The 26,541-nt window shown below is 52.6% G+C and carries 20 protein-coding genes; 6 read left to right on the top strand and 14 right to left on the bottom strand.

The window, feature by feature from the left end:
• Positions 1–171: 171 nt before the first annotated feature.
• The 3 genes from FS806_RS06220 to FS806_RS06210 all read left to right on the top strand — a co-directional run bounded on the left by FS806_RS06220 (position 172) and on the right by FS806_RS06210 (position 4,795).
• Positions 172–879, top strand: coding sequence for a response regulator transcription factor (locus FS806_RS06220; protein WP_144933719.1), 708 nt, complete (start codon positions 172–174; stop codon positions 877–879).
• Positions 876–2,231, top strand: coding sequence for a sensor histidine kinase (locus tag FS806_RS06215; protein ID WP_144933718.1), 1,356 nt, complete (start codon positions 876–878; stop codon positions 2,229–2,231). The genes FS806_RS06220 and FS806_RS06215 overlap by 4 nt, the downstream gene beginning before the upstream one ends.
• Before the next feature lie 215 nt (positions 2,232–2,446).
• Positions 2,447–4,795: an Ig-like domain-containing protein gene (locus FS806_RS06210; RefSeq protein WP_260982001.1), complete on the top strand. Its 2,349-nt coding sequence runs from the start codon at positions 2,447–2,449 to the stop codon at positions 4,793–4,795.
• 79 nt (positions 4,796–4,874) lie between these two features.
• Here the strand turns inward: FS806_RS06210 and FS806_RS06205 are convergent, their stop codons facing one another.
• Positions 4,875–5,150, bottom strand: a complete 276-nt coding sequence (locus tag FS806_RS06205) for a DUF1294 domain-containing protein (RefSeq protein ID WP_144933716.1) — start codon at positions 5,148–5,150, stop codon at positions 4,875–4,877.
• A 146-nt stretch (positions 5,151–5,296) separates the two neighbouring features.
• Between FS806_RS06205 and FS806_RS06200 the strand changes: the two genes are divergently transcribed.
• Positions 5,297–5,797, top strand: a complete 501-nt coding sequence (locus tag FS806_RS06200; RefSeq protein ID WP_144933715.1) for a cation:proton antiporter regulatory subunit — start codon at positions 5,297–5,299, stop codon at positions 5,795–5,797.
• A gap of 91 nt (positions 5,798–5,888) precedes the next feature.
• Here FS806_RS06200 and FS806_RS06195 read toward each other — a convergent pair whose 3' ends face one another.
• The 8 genes from FS806_RS06195 to glnA all read right to left on the bottom strand — a co-directional run bounded on the left by FS806_RS06195 (position 5,889) and on the right by glnA (position 18,907).
• Positions 5,889–7,100 carry a cation:proton antiporter gene (locus FS806_RS06195; RefSeq protein WP_144933714.1) on the bottom strand — a complete coding sequence of 404 codons (1,212 nt, stop codon included), beginning with the start codon at positions 7,098–7,100 and terminating at the stop codon, positions 5,889–5,891.
• Between the two features lie 12 nt (positions 7,101–7,112).
• Entirely contained in the window at positions 7,113–7,607 is a 495-nt protein-coding gene (locus tag FS806_RS06190; protein ID WP_144933713.1) for a cation:proton antiporter regulatory subunit, read from the bottom strand.
• A gap of 331 nt (positions 7,608–7,938) precedes the next feature.
• A complete protein-coding gene (locus FS806_RS06185) occupies positions 7,939–8,289 on the bottom strand; it encodes a hypothetical protein (protein WP_144933712.1) in 351 nt (116 codons plus the stop codon).
• A gap of 166 nt (positions 8,290–8,455) precedes the next feature.
• Entirely contained in the window at positions 8,456–9,316 is an 861-nt protein-coding gene (gene dapF, locus FS806_RS06180) for a diaminopimelate epimerase (RefSeq protein WP_144933711.1), read from the bottom strand.
• A gap of 19 nt (positions 9,317–9,335) precedes the next feature.
• Positions 9,336–10,583 (bottom strand): LL-diaminopimelate aminotransferase, encoded by a 1,248-nt coding sequence (locus FS806_RS06175; protein WP_144933710.1) that lies wholly within the window; start codon positions 10,581–10,583, stop codon positions 9,336–9,338.
• 111 nt (positions 10,584–10,694) lie between these two features.
• A complete protein-coding gene (locus FS806_RS06170) occupies positions 10,695–12,167 on the bottom strand; it encodes a glutamate synthase subunit beta (protein WP_144933709.1) in 1,473 nt (490 codons plus the stop codon).
• 460 nt (positions 12,168–12,627) lie between these two features.
• Positions 12,628–17,262, bottom strand: coding sequence for a glutamate synthase large subunit (gene gltB / locus FS806_RS06165; protein WP_144933708.1), 4,635 nt, complete (start codon positions 17,260–17,262; stop codon positions 12,628–12,630).
• A 304-nt stretch (positions 17,263–17,566) separates the two neighbouring features.
• Positions 17,567–18,907: a type I glutamate--ammonia ligase gene (gene glnA / locus FS806_RS06160; protein ID WP_144933707.1), complete on the bottom strand. Its 1,341-nt coding sequence runs from the start codon at positions 18,905–18,907 to the stop codon at positions 17,567–17,569.
• A gap of 414 nt (positions 18,908–19,321) precedes the next feature.
• On the opposite strand from glnA, the gene FS806_RS06155 reads away from it, so the two are divergent.
• Both FS806_RS06155 and FS806_RS06150 read left to right on the top strand, forming a co-directional pair.
• Positions 19,322–19,645, top strand: a complete 324-nt coding sequence (locus tag FS806_RS06155) for a MerR family transcriptional regulator (protein ID WP_144933706.1) — start codon at positions 19,322–19,324, stop codon at positions 19,643–19,645.
• A 250-nt stretch (positions 19,646–19,895) separates the two neighbouring features.
• Positions 19,896–21,314 (top strand): ammonium transporter, encoded by a 1,419-nt coding sequence (locus FS806_RS06150; RefSeq protein WP_186328230.1) that lies wholly within the window; start codon positions 19,896–19,898, stop codon positions 21,312–21,314.
• A gap of 165 nt (positions 21,315–21,479) precedes the next feature.
• Here FS806_RS06150 and FS806_RS06145 read toward each other — a convergent pair whose 3' ends face one another.
• The 5 genes from FS806_RS06145 to FS806_RS06125 form a co-directional block, all read right to left on the bottom strand.
• Positions 21,480–21,983, bottom strand: coding sequence for a pyridoxamine 5'-phosphate oxidase family protein (locus FS806_RS06145; protein WP_260982000.1), 504 nt, complete (start codon positions 21,981–21,983; stop codon positions 21,480–21,482).
• A gap of 304 nt (positions 21,984–22,287) precedes the next feature.
• A complete protein-coding gene (locus FS806_RS06140) occupies positions 22,288–22,482 on the bottom strand; it encodes a hypothetical protein (RefSeq protein ID WP_144933705.1) in 195 nt (64 codons plus the stop codon).
• A 318-nt stretch (positions 22,483–22,800) separates the two neighbouring features.
• On the bottom strand, positions 22,801–23,988 hold the full coding sequence (gene phnM, locus FS806_RS06135; RefSeq protein WP_260981999.1) for a phosphonate metabolism protein PhnM: 1,188 nt from the start codon (positions 23,986–23,988) through the stop codon (positions 22,801–22,803).
• Positions 23,989–24,264: 276 nt separating this feature from the next.
• Positions 24,265–25,917, bottom strand: coding sequence for an MDR family MFS transporter (locus FS806_RS06130; RefSeq protein WP_144933703.1), 1,653 nt, complete (start codon positions 25,915–25,917; stop codon positions 24,265–24,267).
• Positions 25,918–25,921: 4 nt separating this feature from the next.
• Entirely contained in the window at positions 25,922–26,362 is a 441-nt protein-coding gene (locus FS806_RS06125; RefSeq protein ID WP_144933702.1) for a MarR family winged helix-turn-helix transcriptional regulator, read from the bottom strand.
• Positions 26,363–26,541: the final 179 nt, after the last annotated feature.

Raw genomic sequence — 26,541 nt, 5'->3', positions numbered from 1 at the left:
CCGGTGGCTGTTGTTTTTTCCGGCACGGTGACCTGGCTTTGAAAAGCTCCCCAATCGCAGAAGAACGATCAGATGTAGAAAAAGTGTAGAATTCGCCTCCAATCCCTCCCGCCCATTCTTCCATCTGTTACAATAAACATGATTTTACTGACTACGGAGGACTGAATAGGAATGTCTCAGTTTATTGCAATTGTTGACGACGAGCTTCATATTCGGCAAATTGTTGAAGCCTATTTGCAGCGGGAAGGGTATCGCACGATCGGTGTTTCATCCGCGGAAGAAGCGCTCCAGCTGCGTAAAGTAATGCCCCCCGATCTGTGGGTGCTGGACATTATGCTGCCCGGCATGGATGGCTATGAATTCTGCCGGCAGATCCGGAACGACGACGAGGTGCCCATCATCATGATTTCCGCCAAGGATGAGGAAGTGGACAAAATTATGGGACTGGAGCTGGGAAGCGACGATTATTTAACGAAGCCGTTCAGCCCGCGCGAGCTGGTGGCCAAGGTCAACCGACTGCTGTTCAGGTGGTCCATGCAGCAGGCGAATCCCGGCACGGGATGCGCGGCTTCCCCGACAACTCTGGTGGTTGGGGCTCTGCAAATCATTCCAGAAGAAAGAAGAGTATATTGGCACGGCTCCGAGCTCGAGATGACAGCGAAGGAGTTTACCCTGTTGTACATATTGGCGGAAAGACCGAACCATGCTTATTCCCGAAGCGAGCTGTTAAATGAAGTCTGGGGTGCAGATTATTACGGCAGCGACCGGGCGGTCGACGATTTGGTGAAACGGATACGCAAAAAAATGGATAATCTCCCGCTGGATACCGTGTGGGGTTACGGATACAGGCTGCGTTCCACAGAGGAGGAGCCGTCATGAGGCTGCTGACTCGCCTGAATCTAGCATTCGGTTTACTCCTTCTTTTTCTCCTTATCGTGACCGCTTGGTTAATGAGCACGTTATTGTTGGATATCCTGATCGACAGCCAACGGAAAGAAATGAGGGAACAAGGCCGGGCTGTCATGCTGCAGTATATGGGGACCGGGTCCTCCCACAGCAGCGGTACGAATAGAACCGTCGATTTGGTCACGCAGATCGTTTCGCCGAATGCCCATATGGCCTTCCTCTATTCCAACAATAATGCCATTTCCCTGCCCGTCTCCAACGAAGAGTACACGGAGATTATTCAGAATGCCCGGGAGCTGGCTCTAGGAGAAGGCAATGTATGGAAGGGCCAGCAGAACACATACCTGATTGAGACGATCCAGGCGAACGATTATTCGGACAAGCTGGTCGTCGCTGCTCCAATGGACCGGTTGAAATCGATCCAATTCAGCTTCATCCAACGAATGGTCCTCATCTTCGGGTTGGGTGCCTTGTTCGCGCTGCTGCTCAGCATATTCATTACAAGGCGGCTGGTCACTCCCCTGTCCACTCTGCGGGATGAACTGCACAAAGTGCAGAATCGCCGCTTCTCCGAGGTTCAGATGGTGAAGGCGGGCGGAGAAATCGGGGAGGTCGCCGCAAGCGTCCATAAGCTGGCTGCCGAGCTGGACGGGTATCATCGGACGCAGAAGGAATTTTTCCAGAATGCTTCACATGAACTGAAAACTCCATTGATGAATATTCAAGGTTATGCGGAAGGAATCCGGGACGGCGTCTTTAAAGAGGAGCAGGCGAAGCACGGATTGAACGTCATCGCGGAAGAGTGCGAACGACTTAAGAAAATCGTGACGGAAATCATGCTGCTGGCCAAGCTCGATATCGAGGACGGAATCTTCGCCCATACGGAAGTAGCGATCCATCAGGTCGTTGCCCGAACGATAGAAAAGCTCGATCCTCTTATCATCCAAAACCGGATTGCGGTTGAATACAGAGAGGATGATACATCGCTTGATGCTATCATCTATGCCGATCCGGACAAGCTAATTCAAGCGTTGCTGAACGTAATCGCCAATGCGATCCGGCACGCCCGTTCGTCTGTCGTCATCCGTTCCTTCTGCAAGGATGGCAGCATCGTCATTGAAGTGACCGACGATGGGGAAGGAATTCCGGAAGATATCGTTCCGAAGCTTTTTTACCGTTTTGTCAAAGGACATGACGGGGAGAACGGGCTGGGGCTCGCGATTGCCCGCGCCATTGTCGAACGGTGCTCGGGAAGCATCACCGCCGAGAACCGACCGGAAGGAGGAGCCTTGTTCCGTCTCTCCTTCCCCCTGCAAAATAAATAGGCGGATGTTTTTTTCCTGAAAGAGCACAGCGTCACCGCGGAATCATATGGGAGCGTTTTACACAGTTTTTACATGCATTTCCCATCTGGAAACCCCAATTTGTTCCTTCTCATTTGCCGATATAAACCATGATTCGGATTTCAGCTCCCCCGCCCGCTCCATAATTCCGAATCCTTATCCCGGCTGCATATTAATTATCAAGGAGGACAATGACGTTGAGGCAAGGAAGATTGCAAAAAATCGTTCAGGTTGTATTATGTATGACCATGCTTTTCTATTGCATGGGAGCAGGCAGCGTAATGGCAGCGGAGGAAATCTCCCGGCTCGTTCTGTCCAAGAACGAGCTGACAATGGAGATCGGCGACACCCAATCGTTAACGGCTACCGCAGTCTATGTCAACGGCAAAACGGAAGAAGTGACGATCAAGACGGATTGGGAGAGCGAAAATCCGGAAGTGGCGTCGGTCTACGCCGGTACCATTACGGCAAAGGGCGAAGGAACCGCTGTCCTGACGGCGACCTATCAGGGGAAGACAGTCGTCGTCAAGGTAACGATTCACAAGAAGGTCAAGGCTTTGACGAAGGATCGTCATTCCCTGCAGCTTCGTACCGGCGTTAAAGAGCAGGTGGAGTTAACTGCTTTTTACAGTGACGGGACGAAGGAGGTCGTGACCGAGAAAGCCGAATGGAGCGTCGACAATTACGAGGTCGCGACAGTCGTCAACGGTACGGTGGAAGGACTGGGCTCGGGGACGGCCACCGTTGTAGCCAAGTTCGGGAGCCGTTCGGTCTCGATTCCCGTCAGCGTTGAGCTGGTCCGCCGGCTGGATGCGGACAAACCCCAGGTCTCCCTGCTTGTCGACGGCACGGAGAGAATAACGTTGCAGGCCACCTTCCCCGACGGCACGGTCGAGGATGTGACCGAACAGGCGGAATGGTCCAGCAGCAACGAAACGGTGGCCGACGCCATCCGCGGCGAGATTACGGCTTACGCTCCCGGCGAAACCGTTATTACGGCGAAATACGGAAGCAAATCGGCATCGGTCAAAGTCGATGTCGACTCGGCCAAGAAGCTCGAGGTGGATCGGCAAAGCTTATTTATGAGGGTAAACAATACCGAGCAGCTTACTTTAAAAGCCACTTATGCCGACGGTCGAGTCGAAGATATCACGAATGCGGCGAAATGGACCTCCAGCGACGAAAAGATTGCCTTTGTCAGCAAAGGGAAAGTCCATGCCTCTGCTCCGGGCGAGGTTATCATCACCGCCCATTTCGAAGCAAAGTCGATTGATATCGCGATTGATGTGGAAGTTCCGCGTCTTCTGGAGATAGACCGGGAGTTTCTTTCCTTGCAGAAGGGCCAATCCGAACCGTTAAAGCTGTTCGCCACCTATCAGGACGGAACCCGGGAAGACGTAACGAACAAAGCGGAATGGAAGTCGGATAAGGAAGCAACCGCATTTGCTGCAAAAGGCGTGGTTACCGGTAAACGCTCCGGAGAAGCTACGATAACCGCGAAGTATGGTAATAAAACGGCATCCATCGTCGTAGACGTAGATATTCCTAGAAAACTGACGACAGACATCGATTCCCTCGCCCTGCAAAAAGGAGATACCCATCAAGTTACGGTACATGCTGTTTATGCAGACGGCCGGATGGAAGAGGTTACCCATCAGGCTGAATGGTCGGCCGGCTCCGACTCCTCCGTGGAAGTCCGCAGAGGGCTGATCACCGCGACGGACAGCGGAGAAGCCAAAGTAACCGCCACATACAGCGGCAGGACGGTTACCATTCCCGTCTTTGTGGACGTCGTTCAGGAGTTGAGCGCAGACCGGAAAACCTTGATGCTGAATCAGGGGCAAACCGGTTATATTAAATTGACGTCCACCGATAAGGCCGGCAATGTCCGGGATGTTACCCGCGATGCGGAATGGTTATCCAGCTCTCCGAAATATGCCGATGTTAGCAAAGGTGCGGTTACGGCCTTCGAAAGAGGCAAAACGATCATAACCGCCAAGTACGGAGGCCAGTCCGTCACCATTGCGGTAGATGTCGATATCATCACGAAGCTGACCGCCGATACCCGGGCCTTGTCTCTGAAATCCGGCGATCAGAAGCAGATCGCCGTGACGGCTACATTCTCCAACGGATCCGAAAGAGACGTAACGGCAGAGGCAGACTGGAAAACCTCCTCTTATAAAGTTGCTGACGTCGACCATGCGGGGCAGGTCACCGCTGCCGGATACGGGAAAGCGAAAATTACGGCCTCATACGGCGGCAAATCTATCTCCGTTCAAGTCGACGTAGATACTTTGAAATATTTAAAAACAGACGTAGTGCAGCTGGAATTGAAAAAAGGCCAAACATACTCTGCCAAGGCCACCGCTACTTATGCGGACGGCACGGATGAGGATGTGTCCGTCGAAGCTTTATGGCAATCTTCAAAATTAATAGTAGCGGATGTTAAAGACGGAATCATTCGGGCGAACGGGCCGGGCAAAGCGACGATCACAGTGAAATTCGCAGGCAAACGGACGAAAATTATCGTGACGGTAACGGATTAGCGGTGAAAAAAACTCCCCTTCTCGCTTCGGCGGCAAGGGGAGTTTTGATGTGTATGAAGAGACCGGAGCTCCGGCCTAATCAAACGCTTAATATTAGCCTCCAGACTCCATAAACGCAAACAGCGTTCACCGCAATCAGCAGAGGAATCCCGATCACGAAGGAAGAATGCTTCGTCTTATGACGAAACCTTCTCATCCCCAACCACGACCCGACCGCACCTCCCGCCAGAGCCAGACCGAACAGCCTTCTTTCGGGAATTCTTCTCTTTCCCTTGCCGGCCAGAGCCTTGTCCCGTCCCATTGACCAATAGCCGAGCCCGTTGACCAGCAGCAAATAAATAATCAATAATTTCATTCTTCCGCCTCTCCCCCTTAACCCTCTCGCGATTTATGCTAATCGATTTTGCCGGGCCTTGCAACTGGCTATCGCTCGAATCGGCAAGCTCATGTATAATAGAAACCACATTTGTAAAGCAATAGGAAGAAAAGGAGGTCCAACCATTGAATATCAAAGAAGTCGATTTGCCGGGAATCGGCCGTAAATTTCAACTGCAAACCCGTACCGGAGATTCCGTGGTCGTCGTCATTCATGACAACGGACTGCGCGAAATATATCACTTTGGCGAAGATGAGCAGGAAGAATGCTTGTCCAACATCTCCCTAGAAGACGACGAAGCGAGGCAAATGGCCGCAATTATCGGCGGCATGAGCTATAAGCCCAAGGCTTTGGAAGAAATCGAGATGTCCCTGGAGGACCTTGTTATTGAATGGTTTAAAATCGAACCGGATGCCGCCTGCGTCGGCCAAACGATCGGCGAGCTGACGATCAGACAAGCTTCCGGTGCCGTCATCATAGCGGTTATCGATAAGACACGACATACCAAGGTAATCAATCCCGGACCCGAGCATGTGCTAACCGCTCATTGCACCCTCGTCGCTACCGGCGAAAGAGAGCAATTAAAGAAACTTAGAGCCCTGCTGCAGCTCAAGAAGCAGCAATAGCCCTGTCCCACGCCAAAAGGCCATGTGATGCCCCTATCCATTCCCGGGGACCGCATGGCCTTTGTTATTAGTTGTGTTATTCAACGGGTTGCTATTGCCCCGGCTGCTCTGTTTTATTGCCTCTGCCGAACAGCTTAACCGCCAGGTTGTAAATCCGTTTGGATTCCTTCGTCAAGAGCGGTCCAAGTATGGCCAGAAGCAGCACATACAGCACCGCGAACGATTGGACAACCGGAAGCAGTCCGCCCGCTTTGCCAATATTGGCCATAATGATGGAGAACTCTCCGCGTGAGGATAGGGTCAGACCGATATTGACGGAAGCTCGCGGCGAGATTCCGGCGATTTTGCCCGCCAGCATGCCGGCAACCAGATTCCCGATAATCGTCAGCACCACCGCCAATATTGCCATGCCGACCGCTCCGCCCAGGGACGCAGGGGCGATTGTTAATCCGAAGCTGAAGAAGAACATCGCCCCGAAGAAATCACGGAAGGGCAAGATGAGCTGCTCGATCCGCTTGACGTGAACCGATTCAGCCAATACGAGCCCGACCATCAGAGCACCGATAGCTTCGGCCACATGGAACGTTTCCGAAAATCCCGCAATGAGAAACAGTGCGGCCAGAATAACCAATAGGAATAACTCGGGCGATGATATATTCAGCCCTTTATCCACATACTTGATGACTCTGCGTCCTACAATAAGGAACAAGAGAATGAAGATAAGAGCCGATAACGATGTCAGCAGTACCCCCAGGAAGGAGGTCGCTCCGCTTAACACCAGCCCCGACAGAATCGAAATATGAACGGCAATAAACAAGTCATCGAACATGATCATTCCCATGATGATTTCCGTTTCCCGGTTGGCCGTCCGTTTAAGGTCCACCAATACTTTGGCTACAATGGCCGTGGACGAGCTGGTCATGATTCCCGCGATGACCAAGGTTTCCTTGAGCGGCATACCCATCATCCAACCGAGAAGGAGTCCGAACAGGAAGTTAATAATAATATAGAACAGCCCGCCAATGACAATCGATTTTCCGGATTTCATCAGCCGCCCCACCGAAAACTCCAGCCCCAGATAGAAAAGCAGGAACAGGACGCCAAGCCGGCCCATAAAATCAATAAATTCGGAGCTTTCAATAAACCGGAAATCAAAAATCCATACGTGGGGGGCATGCGGGCCGACAGCCATCCCGACCAATATATAGAAGGGAATGACCGAAAAGCGAAGCTTCGTTGCGATCAAACCTACTGTTGCCACCAATAAAATAGCCAATCCTACTTCAAAAATGATCGTATCCATAATTCCCCCCTGTTATTCGTCTCCGTTTAGCAAAAACCTCTTCAGCTTCTTGATATGTTGTCTTTCTCCCGCGACAATTAGAGTGGAATCTGCCTTTAGTGGATAGTCTGGTCCCGGATTAATATATTTATTATGATTCTTCTCTACGACCGCCAGGATGGATGCGCCCGTCCTCTTGCGCACATCGAGGTCTCCTATGCTGGACCCTACGCAACGGGCATCTTGCTCGATCTTGTACCACTCGATGACCAGATCGTCGAGTGCGACATCGATCGTTTCCAACGCACGGGGGCGATAAGTCATTCCTCCTATGATCCCTGCAATCATTCTGGACTCCTCATCATCCAATGTAACCATAGAGATACTTTCCTCGGGATCCTTATAGTCGAAGTGAAACAGTTCTCTTCTCCCATCGTCATGAATAATGACAACCAACTTGTCACCGGAGCGCGTGTCCAGTTGAAACTTGCGGCCAATTCCAGGCAAATCAGATTCACGGATATTCAAAATGATAGTCCCTCCGCTTTCTTTATTCACAATATAAGTCGGGTTTCCCGGCTTCGTAAGGTGATTTTTTATAACGATCGAACTTTACAGCACGATTCCATCGGATTTCACAAAATGGGTCTGTCCGACAAAATATGAATTAGATTCATTATTTCATTTATATAAAGGCCAAACTGCATAAATTATTCACAAATTTCTTAACTAGTTTTGAAAATAGGCGCACTTAATTAGCCCTCCCCTTATATCCGTCTACAGGCGGAATCGGAGGTAAAGAAAGCTTGACTGAAGTTTGTTTGGTTAAAATAATTAACGAGGTAGATAGTTAACGTGATTAAACAACGTAAGTCGAGGTAAATTTAATAGGCATTAGAAATATGCCCTTTATAGCAAGGGGAATGAAACGAAACAAATAAATTATAGGCGGCAAAGCCAAAACCAGCAGCAATAGAGGGAATAGCGGAATCCAGGACAGCCATTTATGAAGCCATATGAGGCCGATCTTGGCGGTATTTCGGGTGGTTATAATCGAATGCTCTTTAATGGAAGAGACGAGTGTCGGAGATTCTTCAACCAAAGGATGGCTGGTATCCACAAACAAAGAGGAGGAAATAAAAGTAGTCAACAGGACGAATGCTAAGATCAAAAAGTAACTGCGGAAGCTGACTGTGGCGGTTGATCTCATTAGCGTACCTCCTGTTGGTCATTTTCATAGCTATCTGCAAGAACGGGAAAACGGGAAAACGAATATCCCGTCCCCAATTCATTGAATTCTAATAGTAAAAGTAGGGATATGCACAGAACAAATAATTTCCCCCAATAATTAAAACTATCATGCATATTGCAACCAGTCAAGTCTTCTGCGCGGGAAAGAATTCGCCGTCCAGAATAAACTCCGCCGGTCCCTTCATATAAATATGTGAATTTTCAGACCACACAATTTCCAGATCGCCACCAAGCAGGTGGACAGTGATCGGGGTGTTCCGCTCCAGCAGCCCGTTCAAAATTCCGGCAGCAACCGCCGCACAGGCTCCGGTGCCGCAAGCTTGCGTGATTCCCGAGCCCCGCTCCCATACCCGGTAATCGATCTCCCGGGGCCCCCTTACCTGAACGAATCCGACGTTAACCCGTTCCGGGAATATGGGGGCAAACTCAATCGAGGGACCGATTTCATGAATAGGCACTTCATTCACATCGGGGACGAACAGAATGGCATGAGGATTTCCCATGGACAAGGCGGTTAGCCGGTAAGTTTCGGAGACGATCGCCACTTCCTCATCGATTGTAGTGCTTGCTGGGTCCCCGAGCATGGGGACCTCCGCTTTCGTTAAGCGGGGCGCTCCCATATCGACTGTAACCTGCCTCACCTTGCGGCCGAAGTCCGCATCGACCTCTACCGATACTGTTCCCCCCAGCGTTTCGATCGTAAACTCGCGCCGGTCGATCATGCGGCGTTCATACACGTATTTAGCCACGCATCTTAGCCCATTGCCGCAATTTTTCGCTTCCGAGCCGTCAGCATTGAAGATTCGCATGCGAAAATCGGCGCATTCCGAAGGGCCTATGAGAATCAGCCCGTCCGAACCGACTCCGGTATGAACATCGGATACAACCCTTGCCAGCAGCTCCAGCCTCTCCTCCGGAATGAGCTCCTGCCATTGATTTACGTAAACGTAACAGTTTCCCAGACCATGCATCTTGGCAAACTTCATAGCTGTTCTCCCTCCCCCGTCAAAATAGGAAGTCGGCCTCAGCCAATCTTCGTCTGATTTCATCTATAATCCGCCGTTCCTCCTGCTCGCTGCCGGCCTGGAAAGTAACGGAAAAGCGGACATAGCATTCTCCGTTATTGTCCCAGGGAACGGTAGAGATCAAGTGATGACGGATTAAATAATCACTGAATTGCTCGGCACTGCCAAATTCCGGTCCGCCTTTGACCGCTTTGGGTGCTTCGGTATACAGGAAGAAGGAGCCTTTCGGCTTGTGCGCCCGAAACCCCGCTTCGCGCAAAACCTGCACCAGCATATCATGCCGCCGCGAATACTTCTCGCTGATTCTGCGCGTGATATCCGGGTTGTTGAGAGCGAAAGCGGCCGCTTTCTGAATCGGGATGAACTGGCCCGAATCGCAGTTGTCCTTGATGGTGGCGAAAGCCTTCACCATTAACGGGTTGCCGGCGATAAATCCGATTCTCCAGCCCGTCATATTGTACGACTTCGACAAGGAATGAAGCTCCACCCCCACCTCCTTGGCACCCGGTAAGGACAGAAAGCTGAGGGGCTTCTCCCCGTCGAACACCAGAGCCGAATAAGCAGCGTCGTGTACGACAGCAATCCCGTTATGCTTCGCGAAGCGCACGACCTTCTCGAAAAATTCCGGTGTGGCGGAAGCACCCGTTGGATTGTTCGGATAGTTCAAATATAACAGCTTGGCCTTGCGCAATAGATCGTCCGGCAGGGCATCCAAGTCCGGTAAGAACCGGTTGTCCTCCGTCAAGGGCAAAGATACGACGTGCCCGCCCAAATATTCGGTATGTGTGCCGAGAACCGGATAACATGGCGAGGGCATAAGAGCGACATCCCCCGGATTGATAAAAGCGTACGGGAGCATCGCCAAGGCCGGCTTGGAACCAATCACGTGGTTGATCTCGCTGTGCGGATCGATTCCGGCCACGCCGAATACCTGCTCCATATAGTCGCTGGCTGCCTGCTTGAATTCGAAGACGCCGTTATCGGCATAGAACCGGTTTTCCGGCTTGGCGGCTTCCTCGGCGAGCAGGCGGACGACCCGCAGATCGGCCATCTCGTCCGGCTCTCCAACTCCCAGATCGATCAATTCTTTCCCGGGATGCTGCCGCAGCGCCCATTGCTTGGCGCGTTTTATTTTTTCGAATTTATAAATTTCAGTCTCCTGGCCGAACCTCTTGCCGCCAATCCTGTCGGCTAATAATTTGGGAATGAACCCTCCTGATGACTCCATGCGCTCCCCTCCTGACAAAGATAAGTTTCGATAATATAAAGCTTCAGGCGTTTCAGTTCCAGAAAATGACAGAGAATCTTCGAGTTAAGCCGGCTCACTCCGCCATCTTACTCAACGAGCCTGCAAATACCGGTCACAGGCGGCTGCGGCCTCCCGGCCTTCACGAATGGCCCAGACGATCAAGCTCTGCCCCCGGCGCGCATCCCCTGCAGCAAAGACTCCATCCAGGTTCGTCGCGTATTCTCCGAACTTAGCGTCAATGCAGGAACGCTCATTCGTACGGATGCCCATTCGCTGCAGAACATCCTGCTCCGGTCCGCTGAAGCCGATAGCAAGCAGAACGAGCTGTGCCGGCCAAATCTGATCGCTTCCCGGTACTTCCTCCCGAACCCGGCTCCCCGACGTTCCTTCCACCGTACGCAGACGGACGCTTCTCACTCCGGATACCCGGCCCTCCGAATCGCCGATGAACTCCTTCGTCAGAACCGCAAATTCGCGAGGATCGTCGCCAAATACCGCTTCGGCCTCCACTTGGCCGGAATCGCGTCTGTGCACAAGCGGCCACTGCGGCCAAGGATTGTCCGCTTCCCTTGCCGATGACTTGCGGGGATAGATATCAAATTGCGTTATGCTTCTGCAGCCGTGCCTCATGGCGGTCGAGATGCAGTCCGTAGCGGTATCCCCTCCGCCGATCACGAGCACATCCTTCCCTTTGGCAGAAATATATTGATTATCCCGATGCCCGGAATCCAGCAGGCTCTTCGTATTCGCGTGCAGGAAATCCATGGCGAAGTGAATGCCCGCAAGCTCCCGGCCTTCGACCGGCAAATCTCTCGGGGCGGTCGCTCCGATACAAAGCACCACCGCGTCAAACCCCCGTCTCAATTCCTCCAGCGGATGATCCTTGCCTACCTCAAAGTCTGTGACAAAACGGATTCCTTCCTCCATCAACAGCTTCACCCGCCGGTCAATGACGGATTGCTCTATTTTCATCTTGGGAATTCCATACGTCAGCAGCCCGCCGATCCGGTCATGGCGTTCGAATACGGTAACGTCGTGTCCCGCCTGATTCAGTTGATCCGCGCAAGCGAGTCCCGCCGGGCCCGAACCGACGACAGCCACCTTCTTCCCGGTTCGCGTTCCGGGGGGACGGGGGACGACCCATCCTTCCTCGAAGCCTCTGTCGATAATGGCCCTTTCTATCGATTTGATGGCCACCGGGGAATCGTACAAGGCGGCGACGCATGAGCCTTCGCAGGGGGCGGGGCAGGCCCTTCCCGTAAATTCCGGAAAGTTATTCGTCATATGCAGCCGTTCCAAGGCCTCCCGCCAATGCCCCCGGAACACCAGATCATTCCATTCGGGAATGAGATTATGGACGGGACATCCCGTGACCATCCCTTCTATCGCTCCCCCCGTCTGACAGAAAGGGACGGCGCAGTCCATACAGCGGGCTCCTTGCTCCCGCAGCGCTGTTTCAGGCAGAGACCGGTACAGATCGTTCCAGTCCTGCAATCTTGCCGCCGGCTCGCGTTCTGGCTGCTTCGCCCGGCGGTAGTCCATAAATCCTGTCGGCTTACCCATCCATTGCCCCTCCTATCCTTCTATTGGAGACTGTCGATTAATGGTATACAACCAAAGATCATGCGAAAATGGTGCACGGTTTGGTTTTAACGGACCTCAGAGACCTTATTCACTCCAGAAGGGCCTTTCGGTCATTTTAACGGACTTGGATGACCTTATTCTCAAGAAATGCATGCGAAAGCAGGAGAATTCCAAGCAATAAGAGCAACGGTGTCCGTTAGTCTAAAAAAACCGCCTGTTTTGACGAAATAGAGTCTCCCAGGTCCGTTACGTTTTCGCTGTTGGACTTTTCACTTGTACAACATCCTGTTTAACGCCTTTCCCGCAACGAATCGACAGCCTCTATTAAACCGTTATGGCTTAACGTTCTATAATTTCCGTCTGTAAGCGAGCTCCGAATAGATTGGAGCAGATGCTCGCCGGGTTGATCCAAGTTCAGCTTGGTTCAGCGGGCTCCTCCTTATTGAGCCTTCCTTCTTTCCTGAAACGCCGCCAAGGCCGCCTCCTCATGGGAAACCCCGGAAGCCCGGAAGCGCTCAATCGTCCGGATCATCCGCCTGTATTCCTTCGGAATGATGCGCACGAACCGCTTCGCCTCCCTCTCCCAATCCTCCAGAATACGCCGTGCAACAGCACTGTCCGTATAGCGAAGATGCTTCTCCAGCATTGCCCTGACTCGGCCTTCATCCTCCGTATCCGCGAGCATCTCCAGCTCAACCAGCTTCAGGTTGCACCTCGCCTCGACTTCCGCCATTTGCCGGCTCCATACATAAGCGACGCCTCCCGACATGCCGGCGGCGAAATTGTGCCCGACCCTTCCGAGAACAACGACCCGCCCGCCGGTCATATACTCGCAGCCGTGGTTGCCGACTCCTTCCACAACAACCTCGGCTCCGCTGTTGCGGACACAGAAGCGCTCGCCGGCGATTCCCCGAATATATGCCTCGCCGGATGTCGCACCGTACAGGGCCACGTTGCCGATAATGATATTGTCTTCCGCCGCGAATCCGGACTGCACCGGCGGATAGACCGCCAGCTTGCCGCCGGACAGCCCTTTGCCGACATAATCGTTGGCATCGCCTTCGAGTGTAAGCGTGATTCCCCGTGGGATAAAGGCGCCGAAGCTTTGTCCGGCACTACCGTGAAAGTGCAGCTGGATCGTGCCGTCCGGCAGCCCCTCCGCCCCATATCTGCGGGTCACTTCGCTGCCCAGCCGGGTTCCGGCCGCGCGGTCGGTATTGCGGATGGGAAGGATCGCCTGTATTCGTTCCCGACGATCCAGGGCGGCTGCACACAAGGACAAAAGCCGCATCGGATCGGCAGCGTCATCCGATTGGAGAAGCTGCGAGGGCGAGTCCCCTTTCACCGCCGTTTCCTCCGCCGGTTGCGTTTCTCCTCCATCTGGCCGGTGCTGATCCTCCGGTTCTCCCGGAACTCTGTACAGAAGCGGGGACAGGTCGAGGCCGGAGACTTTCCAATGATCCTGCGGCAGGTTGATCCGCAGGCAATCCGTCCGACCGACCATCTCTTCCATCGTCCGGAAACCGAGCCGGGCCATCCATTCCCTCACTTCACGGGCGACAAAATACATGAAGTTGACCAGATGGCCGGGATCGCCCGCGAAGGTGCGGCGCAGCTCCGGATTTTGCGTAGCAATGCCAACCGGACAGGTGTCCAGGTGGCAGACTCGCATCATTACGCAGCCCATCACGACGAGCGGTACTGTGGCAAAGCCGAATTCCTGCGCCCCAAGAAGCGAGGCGATGACCACATCGCGGCCGTTCATCATCTTGCCGTCCGTCTCCAGCCTGACGCGACTGCGCAGCCCGTTCAGCTGCAGCGTCTGATGCGCCTCGGCCAAGCCGATTTCCCACGGCATACCCGCATGCTTGATGCTGTTGCGCGAGGCGGCACCGGTCCCCCCGTCATATCCGCTGATCAGAATCACATCGGCACCGGCCTTGGCCACTCCCGCAGCTATCGTACCCACTCCCGCTTCGGACACGAGCTTCACATTGATCCTCGCGCGCGGATTGGCTTCCTTCAGATCGTGAATCAGCTCGGCCAAATCCTCAATGGAGTATATGTCATGATGCGGCGGCGGCGAGATCAGCTCCACTCCGGGCGTCGAGCCCCGGGCTTCGGCGATCCACGGGTACACTTTATGGGCAGGAAGCTGCCCTCCCTCTCCCGGCTTGGCTCCCTGAGCCATCTTGATCTGAATTTCGTCCGCGTGAATCAGGTAATGGCTGGTGACCCCGAACCGTCCGGAGGCTACCTGCTTGATTGCGCTGACGCGATGGTCGCCATTCTCATCCGTTACATACCGTCCCGGATCCTCGCCGCCTTCACCGGAATTACTCCGGCCGCCTATCCGGTTCATCGCAATGGCCATCGCCTCATGGGCTTCCTTGCTGATGGAGCCGAGCGACATCGCTCCGGTCTTGAAGCGGGCAACGATCGCTTCGACCGGTTCGACCTCCTCGATCGGAACCGGCTTCCGCCCGGGAACAAGCTCAAGCAGACCGCGCAAAGTGCAGTGAGCTTTGGCATGTTGATCGATTCCGGCGCTATATTTTCTGAACAGGTCGTAATCGTTGCTGCGGCAGGCCTGCTGCAGAGCGTGAATGGTCTGCGGAGAGAAGAGATGCTCCTCGCCGCCCGGCCTCCATTGGAATTCATCTCCTGGCTGAAGCGGCTCAGGACGCTCCGAACGATAGGCCCGGCGGTGCCGCATCAGCGCTTCTTCCACAATCTCTGCCAGGCCGATACCGCCGATTCGCGACGGTGTCCGCGGGAAGTAGGTATCGATCACGTCTCCGTGAATACCGAGCGCTTCAAATATTTGCGCCCCAATGTAGCTCTGAACGGTGGAAATGCCCATCTTGGCCATCACCTTCAGGAGCCCCTTCTTGATCCCGGCAATATAATTCCGAACCGCCTGCTCTAACGAAAGCTCCTCCAGTTGTCCCCGCGAGATCAGCTGCGCTGCGGTGTCAAATACCAGATAGGGATTAACCGCGCTGGCTCCATAGCCCAACAGCAAGGCGATATGGTGCACATCCCGCGGCTCCCCGGATTCCACCAGCAGGCTGGCTTTCGTCCGTTTACCGCTGCGAATCAGGTGATGATGCAACCCGGAGACGGCCAGCAGCGCCGGGATCGGTGCCTGTCCGCGGCCAATTCCCCGATCGGACAGGATAAGCAGCGATGCCCCTTCGTCTATCGCCGCTTCTGCAGATTGGAACAAGGTCTTCAGCGCTTCCTCCAGGCCGCGTTCCCCTTCCCCGACAACGAATGTCATGGACAGAGTATCGGCCCGCAAGCCCGGAAGCTTGCTGCTCCGAATGCGTCCAAGCTCTTCATTGGACAATACCGGAGCCTTCAGCCGGATGCGCCGGCAGCTATCCGGGCCCGGCTGAAGCAAATCTCCCTCGGCCCCTATAGTGACCTCTACCGAGGTAATCATCTCTTCAAGAAAAGCATCGATCGGCGGATTCGTAACCTGGGCGAACATTTGCTTGAAATAGCTGTACAGAAGCTGCGGTTTCGTAGACAGAGCCGCCAGGGGCGCATCATAGCCCATTGAGCCTACAGGGTCTTCGCCCTTGAGAAGCAGCGGACGCAGCCCCTTGGCAATTTCCTCGAAGGTATAGCCGAACGCATGCTGCAGCCTGGCTGGATCGGATGCCGGGCCGGATTCCCCCGACGGCTCGCCCTCTGCATCCGGAAGCTGCCCCAGATCAAGCAAATGCTCATCCAGCCATTGGCGATAAGGCTGTTCGGAGCTGACGCTGCGCTTGATTTCCTCATCGGGTACAATGCGTCCCTGCTCCAGGTCGACCAGCAGCATTTGTCCGGGATGGAGCCTTTCCTTGTACAGGATGTTATCCGGCGGCACATCGACGACTCCCACCTCGGAGGATAGAATGATCCGGTCGTCCCGGGTCACATAATAGCGGGTCGGACGCAAACCGTTGCGGTCCAGACAGGCGCCTATCTGCTTACCGTCGGTGAAGGCCAAAGCGGCGGGGCCGTCCCAGGGCTCCATCAGGCAGCTATGATACTCGTAGAACGCCCTCTTGCCTTCCTCCATCCCCGCGTCCTTGGACCAGGGTTCCGGAACCATCATCATGACCGAGTGGACCAATGACCGCCCGGATAAGTGGAGAAACTCCAAAGCATTATCCAGCATCGAAGAATCGCTTCCGGACAGGTCGATGACCGGACGGATTTGGGACAGATCCGCGAAAGGTCCGCCGCTGCAGGCCGCCTCGCGGGCCAGCATCCAGTTGACGTTGCCCTTGATGGTATTGATTTCCCCATTGTGGATCATGTAACGGTTCGGATGGGCCCTCTCCCAGCTTGGAAACGTATTGGTGCTGAAGCGGGAATGGACCAAAGCGAGGGCCGATTCATAGTCCGCATCCTGCAAATCCGTGTAGAAGGCAGGCAATTGCTCCGGAAGCAGCAGGCCCTTGTAAACCATGGTCCGGCTGGACAGGCTGGCGAAGTAGAAGGTCCGGCCCGCCTTGGCCTGCGCAAGGCCGATTTCCCGTTCCGCCCGCTTACGGATGACGTATAGCCCTCGCTCCAGGGCACCTTCCCCTATCTCCATCCCCTGTTCCGGGGTGATGAGCCACTGCCGGATGTACGGCTTGGAATTCGCCGCTGTCGGCCCGAGTACAGCATCCTTCGTCGGCACCGTCCTCCAGCCGAGCACCTGATAGCCTTCCTCCTCTGCAATCCGCTCGAGTCCTTGCTCGCATTCGCGGCGGGCCTTGTCCTCGGACGGCAGGAATATCATGCCTGCCCCGTACCTGCCCGCTTCGGGAAGCTTCCATCCGGCCCGGCTGCTCTCTCTTAGCAGCAGCTTGTGGGGGATCTGGGTCAAGATGCCCGCTCCGTCTCCACTGGCAGGGTCTGCCCCCTGTCCCCCGCGATGAGTGAGGCGGCATAAAGTTTCCAGCGCCTGTGTGACAATGTCGTGGGATGGGACCCCTTTGATATTTGCTATTACACCGATCCCGCACGCATCATGCTCGAATGCAGGATCGTATAGTCCCTGTTTGTTTGGAAATGCGCTGTCTGTCATCTTTATCCTCCTCCTGTCTACTGTAACGATGGTACTAATCGTAAACGGGATGCCGTTATGCATCCATTGGTTTGTCAGATAATTTGCCATAAGCAAATTTTTAATTGAGATAAATAAAAATGATCTATCCATCATGAGATGATTAAAATAATGAATTGGTTTCATTCTTCAATCGGCATCTTTCCCACATTTTGGAACACCCGAACAAAACGAGACACATATAAAAAAGCCGCTTCCGACCAACCGGAATCACGGCTTGTGACAAAATAAGCCCCTCCTACCATAATGGAAGGAGGGACTGAGCTTAATAGGCAGTCATATACTGCTCCCGCTCCCAAGGATGTACCTGCAGCCGGAACAGATTCCATTCGATTTCCTTCGCCTCGATAAAGTGAGAGACGATATGATCACCCAGAGCGGACACGATCACTTCGTTGGCGCGCAGCTCCTCGATCGCTTCCTTTAACGAAGAAGGAAGGCTGTCGATTTTGTGGCGCTTTCTCTCCAGGTCATCCATTGTGTATATATTTTGGTTCGTAGGGGCACACAAGGTATAGTTGTTCTTTATGCCGTCCAATCCCGCAGCCAGCATGACAGCGAGAGCCAGGTACGGATTAGCCGCCGGATCCGGGTTTCTTAATTCGATCCGGGTGCTCAAGCCTCTGCTGGCCGGAATGCGGACTAACGGACTCCGGTTCTTGGCCGACCAGGCGACATAACAAGGCGCTTCATAGCCCGGTACCAGTCTTTTGTAAGAGTTGACAGTCGGATTCGTAATGGCCGCGAATCCTCTGGCGTGCTTTAACAGCCCCGCCAAATACTGCTTCGCCGTCAGGCTCAAGCCCAAGTCGTCGTTGGCGTCATAGAAGGCGTTCTCCTTGCCGCGGAACAGAGATTGATGGCAGTGCATGCCGGATCCGTTGATCCCATATAGCGGCTTAGGCATAAAGGTAGCGTGAAGACCGTGATTTCTCGCAATCGTCTTGACCACCAGCTTGAACGTTTGGATGCTATCCGCCGCCTCTACCGCGTTGGAATATTTAAAATCGATCTCATGCTGTCCCGGCGCCACTTCATGGTGGGAGGCTTCGATTTCAAAGCCCATGCTTTCGAGGGTAATGACGATATCCCGGCGGCAGTTCTCTCCCAAATCGCTGGGCGCCAAGTCAAAGTACCCTCCCTTATCGTTCACTTCCATCGTCGGCTCGCCGTTGGAATCTGTTTTGAAGAGGAAAAATTCCGGTTCCGGACCGACGTTCATCGCGGTAAAACCAAGCTGCTCGGCCTCTTTGAGCACTTTCTTCAGCACGCTCCGCGGATCGCCCGCGAACGGGGTGCCATCCGGGTTATAGACGTCACAGATTAAGCGGGCCACCTTGCCGTCCCCTGTCGTCCATGGGAATATCATCCACGTATCCAGCTCGGGATACAGGTACATATCGGATTCTTCTATCCTCACAAACCCTTCGATCGAGGATCCGTCGAACATCATTTTGTTGTCCAGCGCCTTCGGCAGTTGGCTGACCGGAATTTCCACGTTCTTGATCGTTCCGAGCATATCCGTGAATTGCAGGCGGACGAACCGGACATTTTCTTCCTTGGCCATCCGAAGAATCTGTTCTGCGCTAAATCGATTGGTTTTCATCATCGAACCCTCCATCGTTGTTAGTTACAAGGGCATTTTTTCACAGGTTCGGGGGTCCGGTCCACAATTGTGTTAGATTATATGACATAAAATTTGAGGTTCGAGACAGTGTACGAAAAAACAGCGGCCTTTTTATATATGTAACCCTGGATTTGCCGACAATTAATATAAGTTATAGACCTTATTCATACATTTGATGTCAAATAATATAACAAACTCATTCCTTTCACGGGAATGCATGTGATAAATTGAAAAAAACTCCTTACCGGAGCCGTCTCAAGATGAATAAGCCGGTTTTGAAGGCAGCTTGTATCCCAATACAAACTGTCCAATGCGGCAAATAAACAAAATCTTCAAAAGCTGTCATGAGTGGAATATGAAAGGTGATGATCGTATAAGAAGGAGGGAATAACCATGGTATCGTACAGAGAAAAGAAGGTCATCCCGATCGGCACGGTCAGCGAGCTTACGGGATTGTCCGTCAGGCAAATCCGCTATTATGAAGAACGAAAACTGGTCGTTCCCGAACGCTCCAAAGGCGGAACCCGCAAATTTTCCTTCGAGGATGTCGATATGCTGGTGGAAGTGGCCAATAAAATGGAGGACGGCATGCAAACGTATGAGATCCATAAAATGCGGGAGCGGGAGAAAAAGCAGATCAGCAAAGAAAAAATGCGCGAGGAAATGCTTAAAGGACAGCTCAACGTCCAATTTAATCGCCATCGGCCGCCAAGCTGACCTTTGTTCAGTCCATGACCATCTGCAGATCCAAACGGGGAGGAACCCTAGCCGGTCAACCGGCGTCAGGTTTCATCCTTTTTTATTTTCAGCCTCTTTTTATAGAACGCCCTCCGCTTAATCACCCCTAACTTAAAAAAGCTCGTCACATTACCTTACAGGTTTGTTGCACCATGGTCTAATCTCCTTTTATCATTAGGCGTACAAGTGGGATGAAGTAAGAAAAAGTGACAAAAGGAGCTGAAGCTTGATGAAACAATGTCATTCTCTTGTCAGAAAAACGATAGCGGGAGCGTCCACCGTTTGCTTCGGATCGCTGCTTCCGTTAAAGGCCATGGCTGCGGAGGAAGCAGAGGGCGTTTCCTCATTGGCCGTCGGCTTGGACACATTATGGGTGATGGTGGCGGCCGTTCTGGTTCTGTTGATGCAAGCGGGCTTCGTCCTGCTGGAGACGGGCTCGACCCGAATGAAGAACGCCGGACATATCGCGGGCAAAACCGTTATAACCGTAGGCTTGTGCTCGCTCGTCTTCTGGTTTGCCGGCTACGGCTTGATCTTCGGGGAATCGGGAAATTCCTTCATCGGCTGGGGCCAATTCATGTTTGCTCCTGCCGCCTCCGACTCCCTTCCACCCGCCGTGTTCTTCCTGTTCCAGCTGGCCTTCGCCGCCGTCTCCCTCTCCATCGCCTGGGGAGGTTTTGCCGAACGCGCGAAGCTGTCGGTTTACGTCCTGTTCACCCTGCTGTTCTCGATTTTGGTTTACCCGGTAGTGGCCCACTGGATTTGGGGAGGGGGTTGGCTAGGCGAGCACGGCAAGCAGGATTTCGCCGGTTCGACTGTTGTCCATCTCACCGGAGCTATGGCCGCTTTGGCCGCCACCATTTTACTTAAACCGCGGCTGGGCAAATATAACCTCGACGGGTCTGCCAACGAAATCCCCGGCCATAACCAGGTCTACACTACACTTGGTGTATGTTTTCTATGGATAGGCTGGTTCGGATTTAATGCCGGCAGCACGCTGTCGGTCGGAGACGGGTTCTTCGCTTTCGTCGCTATGAATACGCAGCTCGCCGCAGGAGCCAGTGCCCTGTCCGCTATGGCGGTATCCTGGATACGGCACAAGAGGGCCGACATTCCCGTCATATTAAACGGCTATCTGGCCGGGCTTGTCGCCATTACCGCCTCCTGCGCCTTCGTGGAGCCTTGGGCCGCAATTTTGATTGGAGGGATTGCCGGAGGGCTCGTCTTCGTCAGCGCCCGATGGCTCGAAAGAAGACGGATCGATGACCCGATCTCCGCGCTATCCGTTCACGGAGCGGCCGGCATCTGGGGAACGCTGTCCACCGGCTTCCTGGCTTCTCCCGAGCTCGCCTCCAAGGTTGGAGTCGGCCAAGGAGGATGGTTGTACACCGGGAGCCTGGAGCAGCTATGGGTGCAATTTTACGGGGTCGTGGCAGCAGGAGGCTATGCCTTCGCCCTCTCCTTCCTCTGTCTGTATGCTATCAAGAAATCGTTCGGGCTGCGGGTAACTCCCCAGGAAGAGATGGAAGGCCTGGATCTCAGCGAGCACGGAAGCTATGGGTATCCAGAGCATATCCGGACAACTAACGATGAAATAGCCGCTCACCGCACCTCCCCCTCCATCGGCGGGTTCCGGACGGAGCCGTGAGCCCTCTCTGCCATGAATCGCGAGTCCGGCAAGGTATAATTTACACGTTAAAAGGGGTTATCCCCGGCAGATTTTATCTGTTAAGGTCAGCCCCTGGAAGAATATCAAAAACGCAGGATCTCCAGGGAGGTCCTGCGTTCTCTCATTGCTGTCAAATGATTTGGGCTAATGGTTCAAATGAATAGTTTTATTGATCTCCTCGTCATCCTCCGGCGGCTTGCCCGCCATTTTTCTAAAAAAAGCTTTTACGGTTTTCATTTTATTTCCCGTTTCCCAATATTCCGCCGTTTCCGACCGAACTTTGATCAATACGATATTGGGGTCTTCATATGTCGTATCCAGAAACTTCTCGTATCCTTTTTTCCACAGTTCTTTCTTCCGCTCAAGATCGTCCACAATTTCTGCTGTACCGCGAATAGACACATAAGATTGGCCTACGTACGCGATATTGACGCTAGGATTCTCCATAATTTCACGGAACTTGGTCGTATCCTTCTTCGTCAAAAACCACAAGTCCCCGTCAAATTCAATATCCTGCGTCTGCATCGGCCTGGAGTTGATGCCCCCCTCCGATATGGTGGATAACATCGCCGTTTCGATATCTTTAATCATCTCCTTGACCTTATCCACCGCTTCATGATTGACGTCGGTCTCCATTGTTGTCGGCATCGTATCACCTCACTTCTGCAATACTCTTTATATAATCTTCCCATTATTCATCTAAATGATCACATTTTTGACAAGGCCGAAATCAACCGGGATTGTAAGCCAGGGAACAAGTGCAGGGGGAGGAGATTTACCTGTCGAACAACTCCTCAAATGACAAACAGCCGAAGAACCTGCGTCTCTGCGCAGTCCTCCGGCTGTTCATTTCGTAGATCCGTTATTCGATCCTCACTGAAGCTTCTGTCCGACCGGGCTCATATGCAGCCCAAGCTTCGCATTGTCACATTCGGCATTCTCCATCTTGAGCTTATTCAGCGTTACGAACCTTAAGGAAAAGCCTGCGAAGCCCCTCCACCGGGCCTGATCCGTATGCTCTGACGGTACTTGCCTTCTTCTTGCTGAATTGCGCGCTTACCCGGCGATCATGCTCTATTGCCATAAACAAACAGGCGCTCCCAAGCAGGACCAGGATGATGGTAGTGATCGGAAGTAATAAACTCATATCTAAACGCTCCTCTTAATCATGGTCAATAAGTAACAATGATAATCATTATCATTATTGTAGTCGACTCTTCGTCAAATTTCAACGCCTAATTTAAACTTATGCTGAACTTTTTGGAATGCTATTATTCATATTCTTCTTCGTTAATAACTAAGGAAATCGAATCTGTTAGCATTTCTTGGACCATAACGCCCGGGCCTTCTGCAGAAAACAAAAAACCTGATCCGGTTAATGAAGAACCAGATACAGGTTTTATCAACCCTTTCTACGAATGGACGCCTTTCCCCATCAAAGTGAACGGGCCGGCCACTCATTCGCCTAAAATCTGTTTTCTCTTTCGCGATAATAATTGGCTTCATAAACCAGGCTTCCGTTGACCCATGTTTTGCGAACGAGCGGGTATCCGTCCTTAACCTGGACCAATAGCAGGTCTGCCTGTTTGCCGGCCTCAATCGAACCGAGCCGATCATCAATCCCTACCGCCCTTGCAGGATGCAGACTGGCCATGGCCGCTGCTCGGGGTAAACCGATTCCCGCCTCATGCGCAATCAGGAACACAGCCGACAACAGGGATGAAGGATAATAATCGGAACAGAGAATATCCACCACACCGGCCTGGATGCCATCCATGGCCTTCATATTTTTATCGTGAGACCCTCCGCGGACAATATTGGGGGCGCCGACACATATTTGCAATCCCTGGCGTTTGGCATATTCGGCCGTAGGCAAATTGAGCGGAAACTCAGAGACTGAAGCCCCGAAGCTTAATGCTGTATTGACCGTTTCTTCGGTATCGTCGTCATGGGATGCAACCGCTATTCCGCGCTCTCTGGCCTCTTCAGACAGTTGCCGCAGTCTGGGCCAATTTATTTGTGCTTGCTTCTGCAGCGCGTTCTGGGCAATGAGGCGGACCTCCTCTTTGGATACCCCCTGATTTTTCATCACATAAGCCTCGAATGATCCGGGAGCCCGGTACTGCCCTTGGCCCGGGGCATGATTCATATAGGACAGATACTCTACCGCGCCGGAGCGAAGCAGCTCTTCAGCCAGAGGCAGCCCTTCCAGATGAATGACTTCGTAGCGCAGATGAATGCGGTGGCGGATCATCGCCCGCTCTTCCCTATACTTCCGGATTAGCCGGATCATCTCCGTCATCAGATGATCCCCTCGCAGGCTAAGCCCGGTTCCTAACGACAAAGAGTGGTACATGGTTGTAATTCCGTTGCCCGCCAGCTTCTTCTCCAGCTCGAGTAAAGCCATTTCCATGGGAAACAAAGTATTCGGCCTCGGCTGGACTTCTTTCTCAATCGCATCGCAATGCAGATCGATCATGCCCGGGAGCAGATACAATCCGTCGTGCACTTCAAATGATTCTCTTGCCGCCCCCTGGCCGCCGTGCGGCTTGATTTCTGCGATTCTGCCATCTTCCATTCGCAGGCTTCCCTGCACAACCTCCTCCGGAGTGACTATGGATACATCCTCTATCCAACCTTCTAGACGTTCCAACTCCATTCCTCCCCTTACTATTCGTTACTTTTATCTGCATCTCTTTAACGAGTCAATGGCATAAAACTGGATAAAGTCCATTATAATTCATCTGGCCGGAAGAGCAACAGCAAATTCCTCTCTTCTCTCTCCAAACCCGGGCATGGCAGACCAACCAATAAGCCGGAAGCTCGTAAAAAGAATAGCTTGGTCAATCCGCCAAGAGAAAAAGGACACCAAAGTGGTGTCCTTTTCTACGTGCTTAACGATATCCGCCAATGAGATCAGATATTCGGATCAAGAATCAGTTCTTGGCTTGCTGAACCCTGCTCTCTTGCCCTCTGCCGCTTCTTTGGCAGCCGGCTTGGCATCTTTCTCCGAACGGAGCGGAATTTCCTTCAGGAAGAACGTCAGCACCACCGCAGCTACGGTGACGATGGCACCAGCCAGGAAAGTACTGGTTACGGCGTAGCTCAAGGCTTCGCGAACCTTCTCCAGGAATTCATTGAACAATGCTTGCATCTCGACCGGCAATCCGCTCATAAATTCCTCCAGCTTCGGCTGATCCAGCAGAGCCTGCGGGTTCAGGAATTCCTGCATTTGCTCGGCCAGCGCCGGGTCCATAGGAACTTGCTGAGCAGTTCCGACTGCGGGTGCGAAGAGCTCCGTCATTTTGGAAGTCATCCTCTGCCCCATTATCGTACCCATTACAGCAATCCCGATAGTTCCTCCCAAAGACCGGAACAACTGCGAAGAAGCGGTAGCGACGCCAAGCTGTTTCGGCTCCACGGCATTCTGAACCGTCAAGGAGAAGACCGGCATGCTGATCCCGAGGCCGAAGCCCAGAATACACATATAGATGATCGTGATGTAAATTGGCGTGTCTACACCCATGAAATGAAGCAGCACCATTCCGGCAGCCATAATAATTAATCCTACAATCGCCTTGGCTTTATATTTTCCCGTCCTGGCAATCATTTGCCCGACCACGCCCATAGTAACGATCATCGCTATGGACATCGGCATCGTGACATACCCCGAATAGGTGGGAGAAATTCCTTTAACCCCTTGAACGAAGAAGGGAACGTAGATGATCGCGCCCATCATTCCGGCATTCAGCACGAAGCCGGACAGATTGGAAACCGTAACAACACTGTTCTTGAACAAGGATAACGGCAGAACAGGCGACTTGGCCTTCATCTCCACCAGAAGGAAAATGATCAAGGAGACGGCGGTAACGGCAAACAACCCGATAATTTGCCAGGAGCCCCAAGCATATTTGCCTTCACCTTCCCCTGCCCACGAGAAAGCCAGCAGCAGCGGAACGATGGTTGTCGTCAGGAACAAGGAACCTAAATAGTCGATGGATTCGCCGGGTCTGCGTTCCACTTTTGGAAAAAGGGTCATGATCATAATAAATGCAACGATCCCAAGCGGCAGGAAGAGCCAGAACACCCAGTGCCAATCCAGATGGTCTACAATATAGCCTCCGAGCGGCGGCCCCAGCACACTGGATAAACCGAATACCCCGCTCATTAAGCCGGTCCAGCGGGCCCTCTCACGAGGAGCGTACAGATCCCCGACTGCGGTAAACGCGGTTGACATGATGATCCCAGCGCCGACTCCCTGGATTCCGCGGTATATGATCAATTGGATAATATCCTTCGAGAAGCCGGATAAGAAAGCTCCCAGCATGAATACCCCGATACCGACCAGCACAAACGGCTTTCTTCCATAAATATCGGACAGCTTGCCGACCAGAACAGTGGCTACGGTCGAGGTCAATAAGTAAATGGTTATCGCCCAGGTGTAGTAATCCATTCCTCCAAGCTTGGCAATGATCCGCGGCATGGCTACTCCGATAATCGTCTGGTTGATAGCCGAGAAGAACATGGCCGCCATGATCGCGATCATAATCGAAACTTTTCTCTTGTTTGAAAGATGCTCCATACTCCTACTCCCTTCGATATTTATCTATATTAATTAAAATGGTTTCGTAAATTCGAATTAAATGGTGTATGTCTTCTTCAGGCAATCCGTTAAAGCATTTATTAACTACAATCCTGGCTTCCTCTTTGATTTCTTTCAGCATTTTCTTACCTTTTGGAGTTATATCCAAGTATACGACACGCCGGTCAACTTCATCCCGGCATCGGACAATTAAGCCGGCGGCTATTAATTTGTCCGAGATGCTGGAAATCGCTCCGGGAGTGATATCCAATACTTCCGCCAGGTTTGTAATCTTCTGCGGACCTTTCGAATCCAGGTGAATTAAAATATAGGCCTGGGTATTGGATAACTGCTGTTCAAACTTTTTTTTCCAAATGGATGACAAGCCTCTAGATACCCGCCAGAATAATTCCACCGATCTAGACAACTCATCGTTCGTAGGCATTGGATCACTCCTTTAACGATAAAGTATTATGCAAACTAAATAGTTTACTAATTAAAATAAATTACATTACTATATAATAAAGGCACTCATTCTTTGTGTCAATATTTTTTAAATATATTTTTGGGAGGGACAAGCTTAGTTTTATCGATAAAAAGAAAAATGAAAATTGGTAAAGATAG

Source organism: Paenibacillus sp. 32O-W, from assembly GCF_007679495.1.
In the GTDB taxonomy this organism is placed as follows: Bacteria; Bacillota; Bacilli; order Paenibacillales; family NBRC-103111; genus Paenibacillus_L; species Paenibacillus_L residui.
Note: the sequence above shows the minus strand (reverse complement) of the source record. Positions and strands in the feature narration are given on the sequence as shown.

Coding starts and splice junctions, on each gene's coding strand:
- FS806_RS06185 (WP_144933712.1), bottom strand. CDS start 8,289: ATGAGATCAACCGCCACAGTCAGCTTCCGCAGTTACTTTTTGATCTTA.
- dapF (WP_144933711.1), bottom strand. CDS start 9,316: ATGAAGTTTGCCAAGATGCATGGTCTGGGAAACTGTTACGTTTACGTA.
- FS806_RS06220 (WP_144933719.1), top strand. CDS start 172: ATGTCTCAGTTTATTGCAATTGTTGACGACGAGCTTCATATTCGGCAA.
- FS806_RS06215 (WP_144933718.1), top strand. CDS start 876: ATGAGGCTGCTGACTCGCCTGAATCTAGCATTCGGTTTACTCCTTCTT.
- FS806_RS06155 (WP_144933706.1), top strand. CDS start 19,322: ATGGTATCGTACAGAGAAAAGAAGGTCATCCCGATCGGCACGGTCAGC.
- FS806_RS06130 (WP_144933703.1), bottom strand. CDS start 25,917: ATGGAGCATCTTTCAAACAAGAGAAAAGTTTCGATTATGATCGCGATC.
- FS806_RS06175 (WP_144933710.1), bottom strand. CDS start 10,583: ATGGAGTCATCAGGAGGGTTCATTCCCAAATTATTAGCCGACAGGATT.
- FS806_RS06170 (WP_144933709.1), bottom strand. CDS start 12,167: ATGGGTAAGCCGACAGGATTTATGGACTACCGCCGGGCGAAGCAGCCA.
- glnA (WP_144933707.1), bottom strand. CDS start 18,907: ATGAAAACCAATCGATTTAGCGCAGAACAGATTCTTCGGATGGCCAAG.
- gltB (WP_144933708.1), bottom strand. CDS start 17,262: ATGACAGACAGCGCATTTCCAAACAAACAGGGACTATACGATCCTGCA.
- FS806_RS06205 (WP_144933716.1), bottom strand. CDS start 5,150: ATGAAATTATTGATTATTTATTTGCTGCTGGTCAACGGGCTCGGCTAT.
- FS806_RS06140 (WP_144933705.1), bottom strand. CDS start 22,482: ATGAGTTTATTACTTCCGATCACTACCATCATCCTGGTCCTGCTTGGG.
- FS806_RS06145 (WP_260982000.1), bottom strand. CDS start 21,983: ATGCCGACAACAATGGAGACCGACGTCAATCATGAAGCGGTGGATAAG.
- FS806_RS06195 (WP_144933714.1), bottom strand. CDS start 7,100: ATGGATACGATCATTTTTGAAGTAGGATTGGCTATTTTATTGGTGGCA.
- FS806_RS06125 (WP_144933702.1), bottom strand. CDS start 26,362: ATGCCTACGAACGATGAGTTGTCTAGATCGGTGGAATTATTCTGGCGG.
- FS806_RS06150 (WP_186328230.1), top strand. CDS start 19,896: ATGAAACAATGTCATTCTCTTGTCAGAAAAACGATAGCGGGAGCGTCC.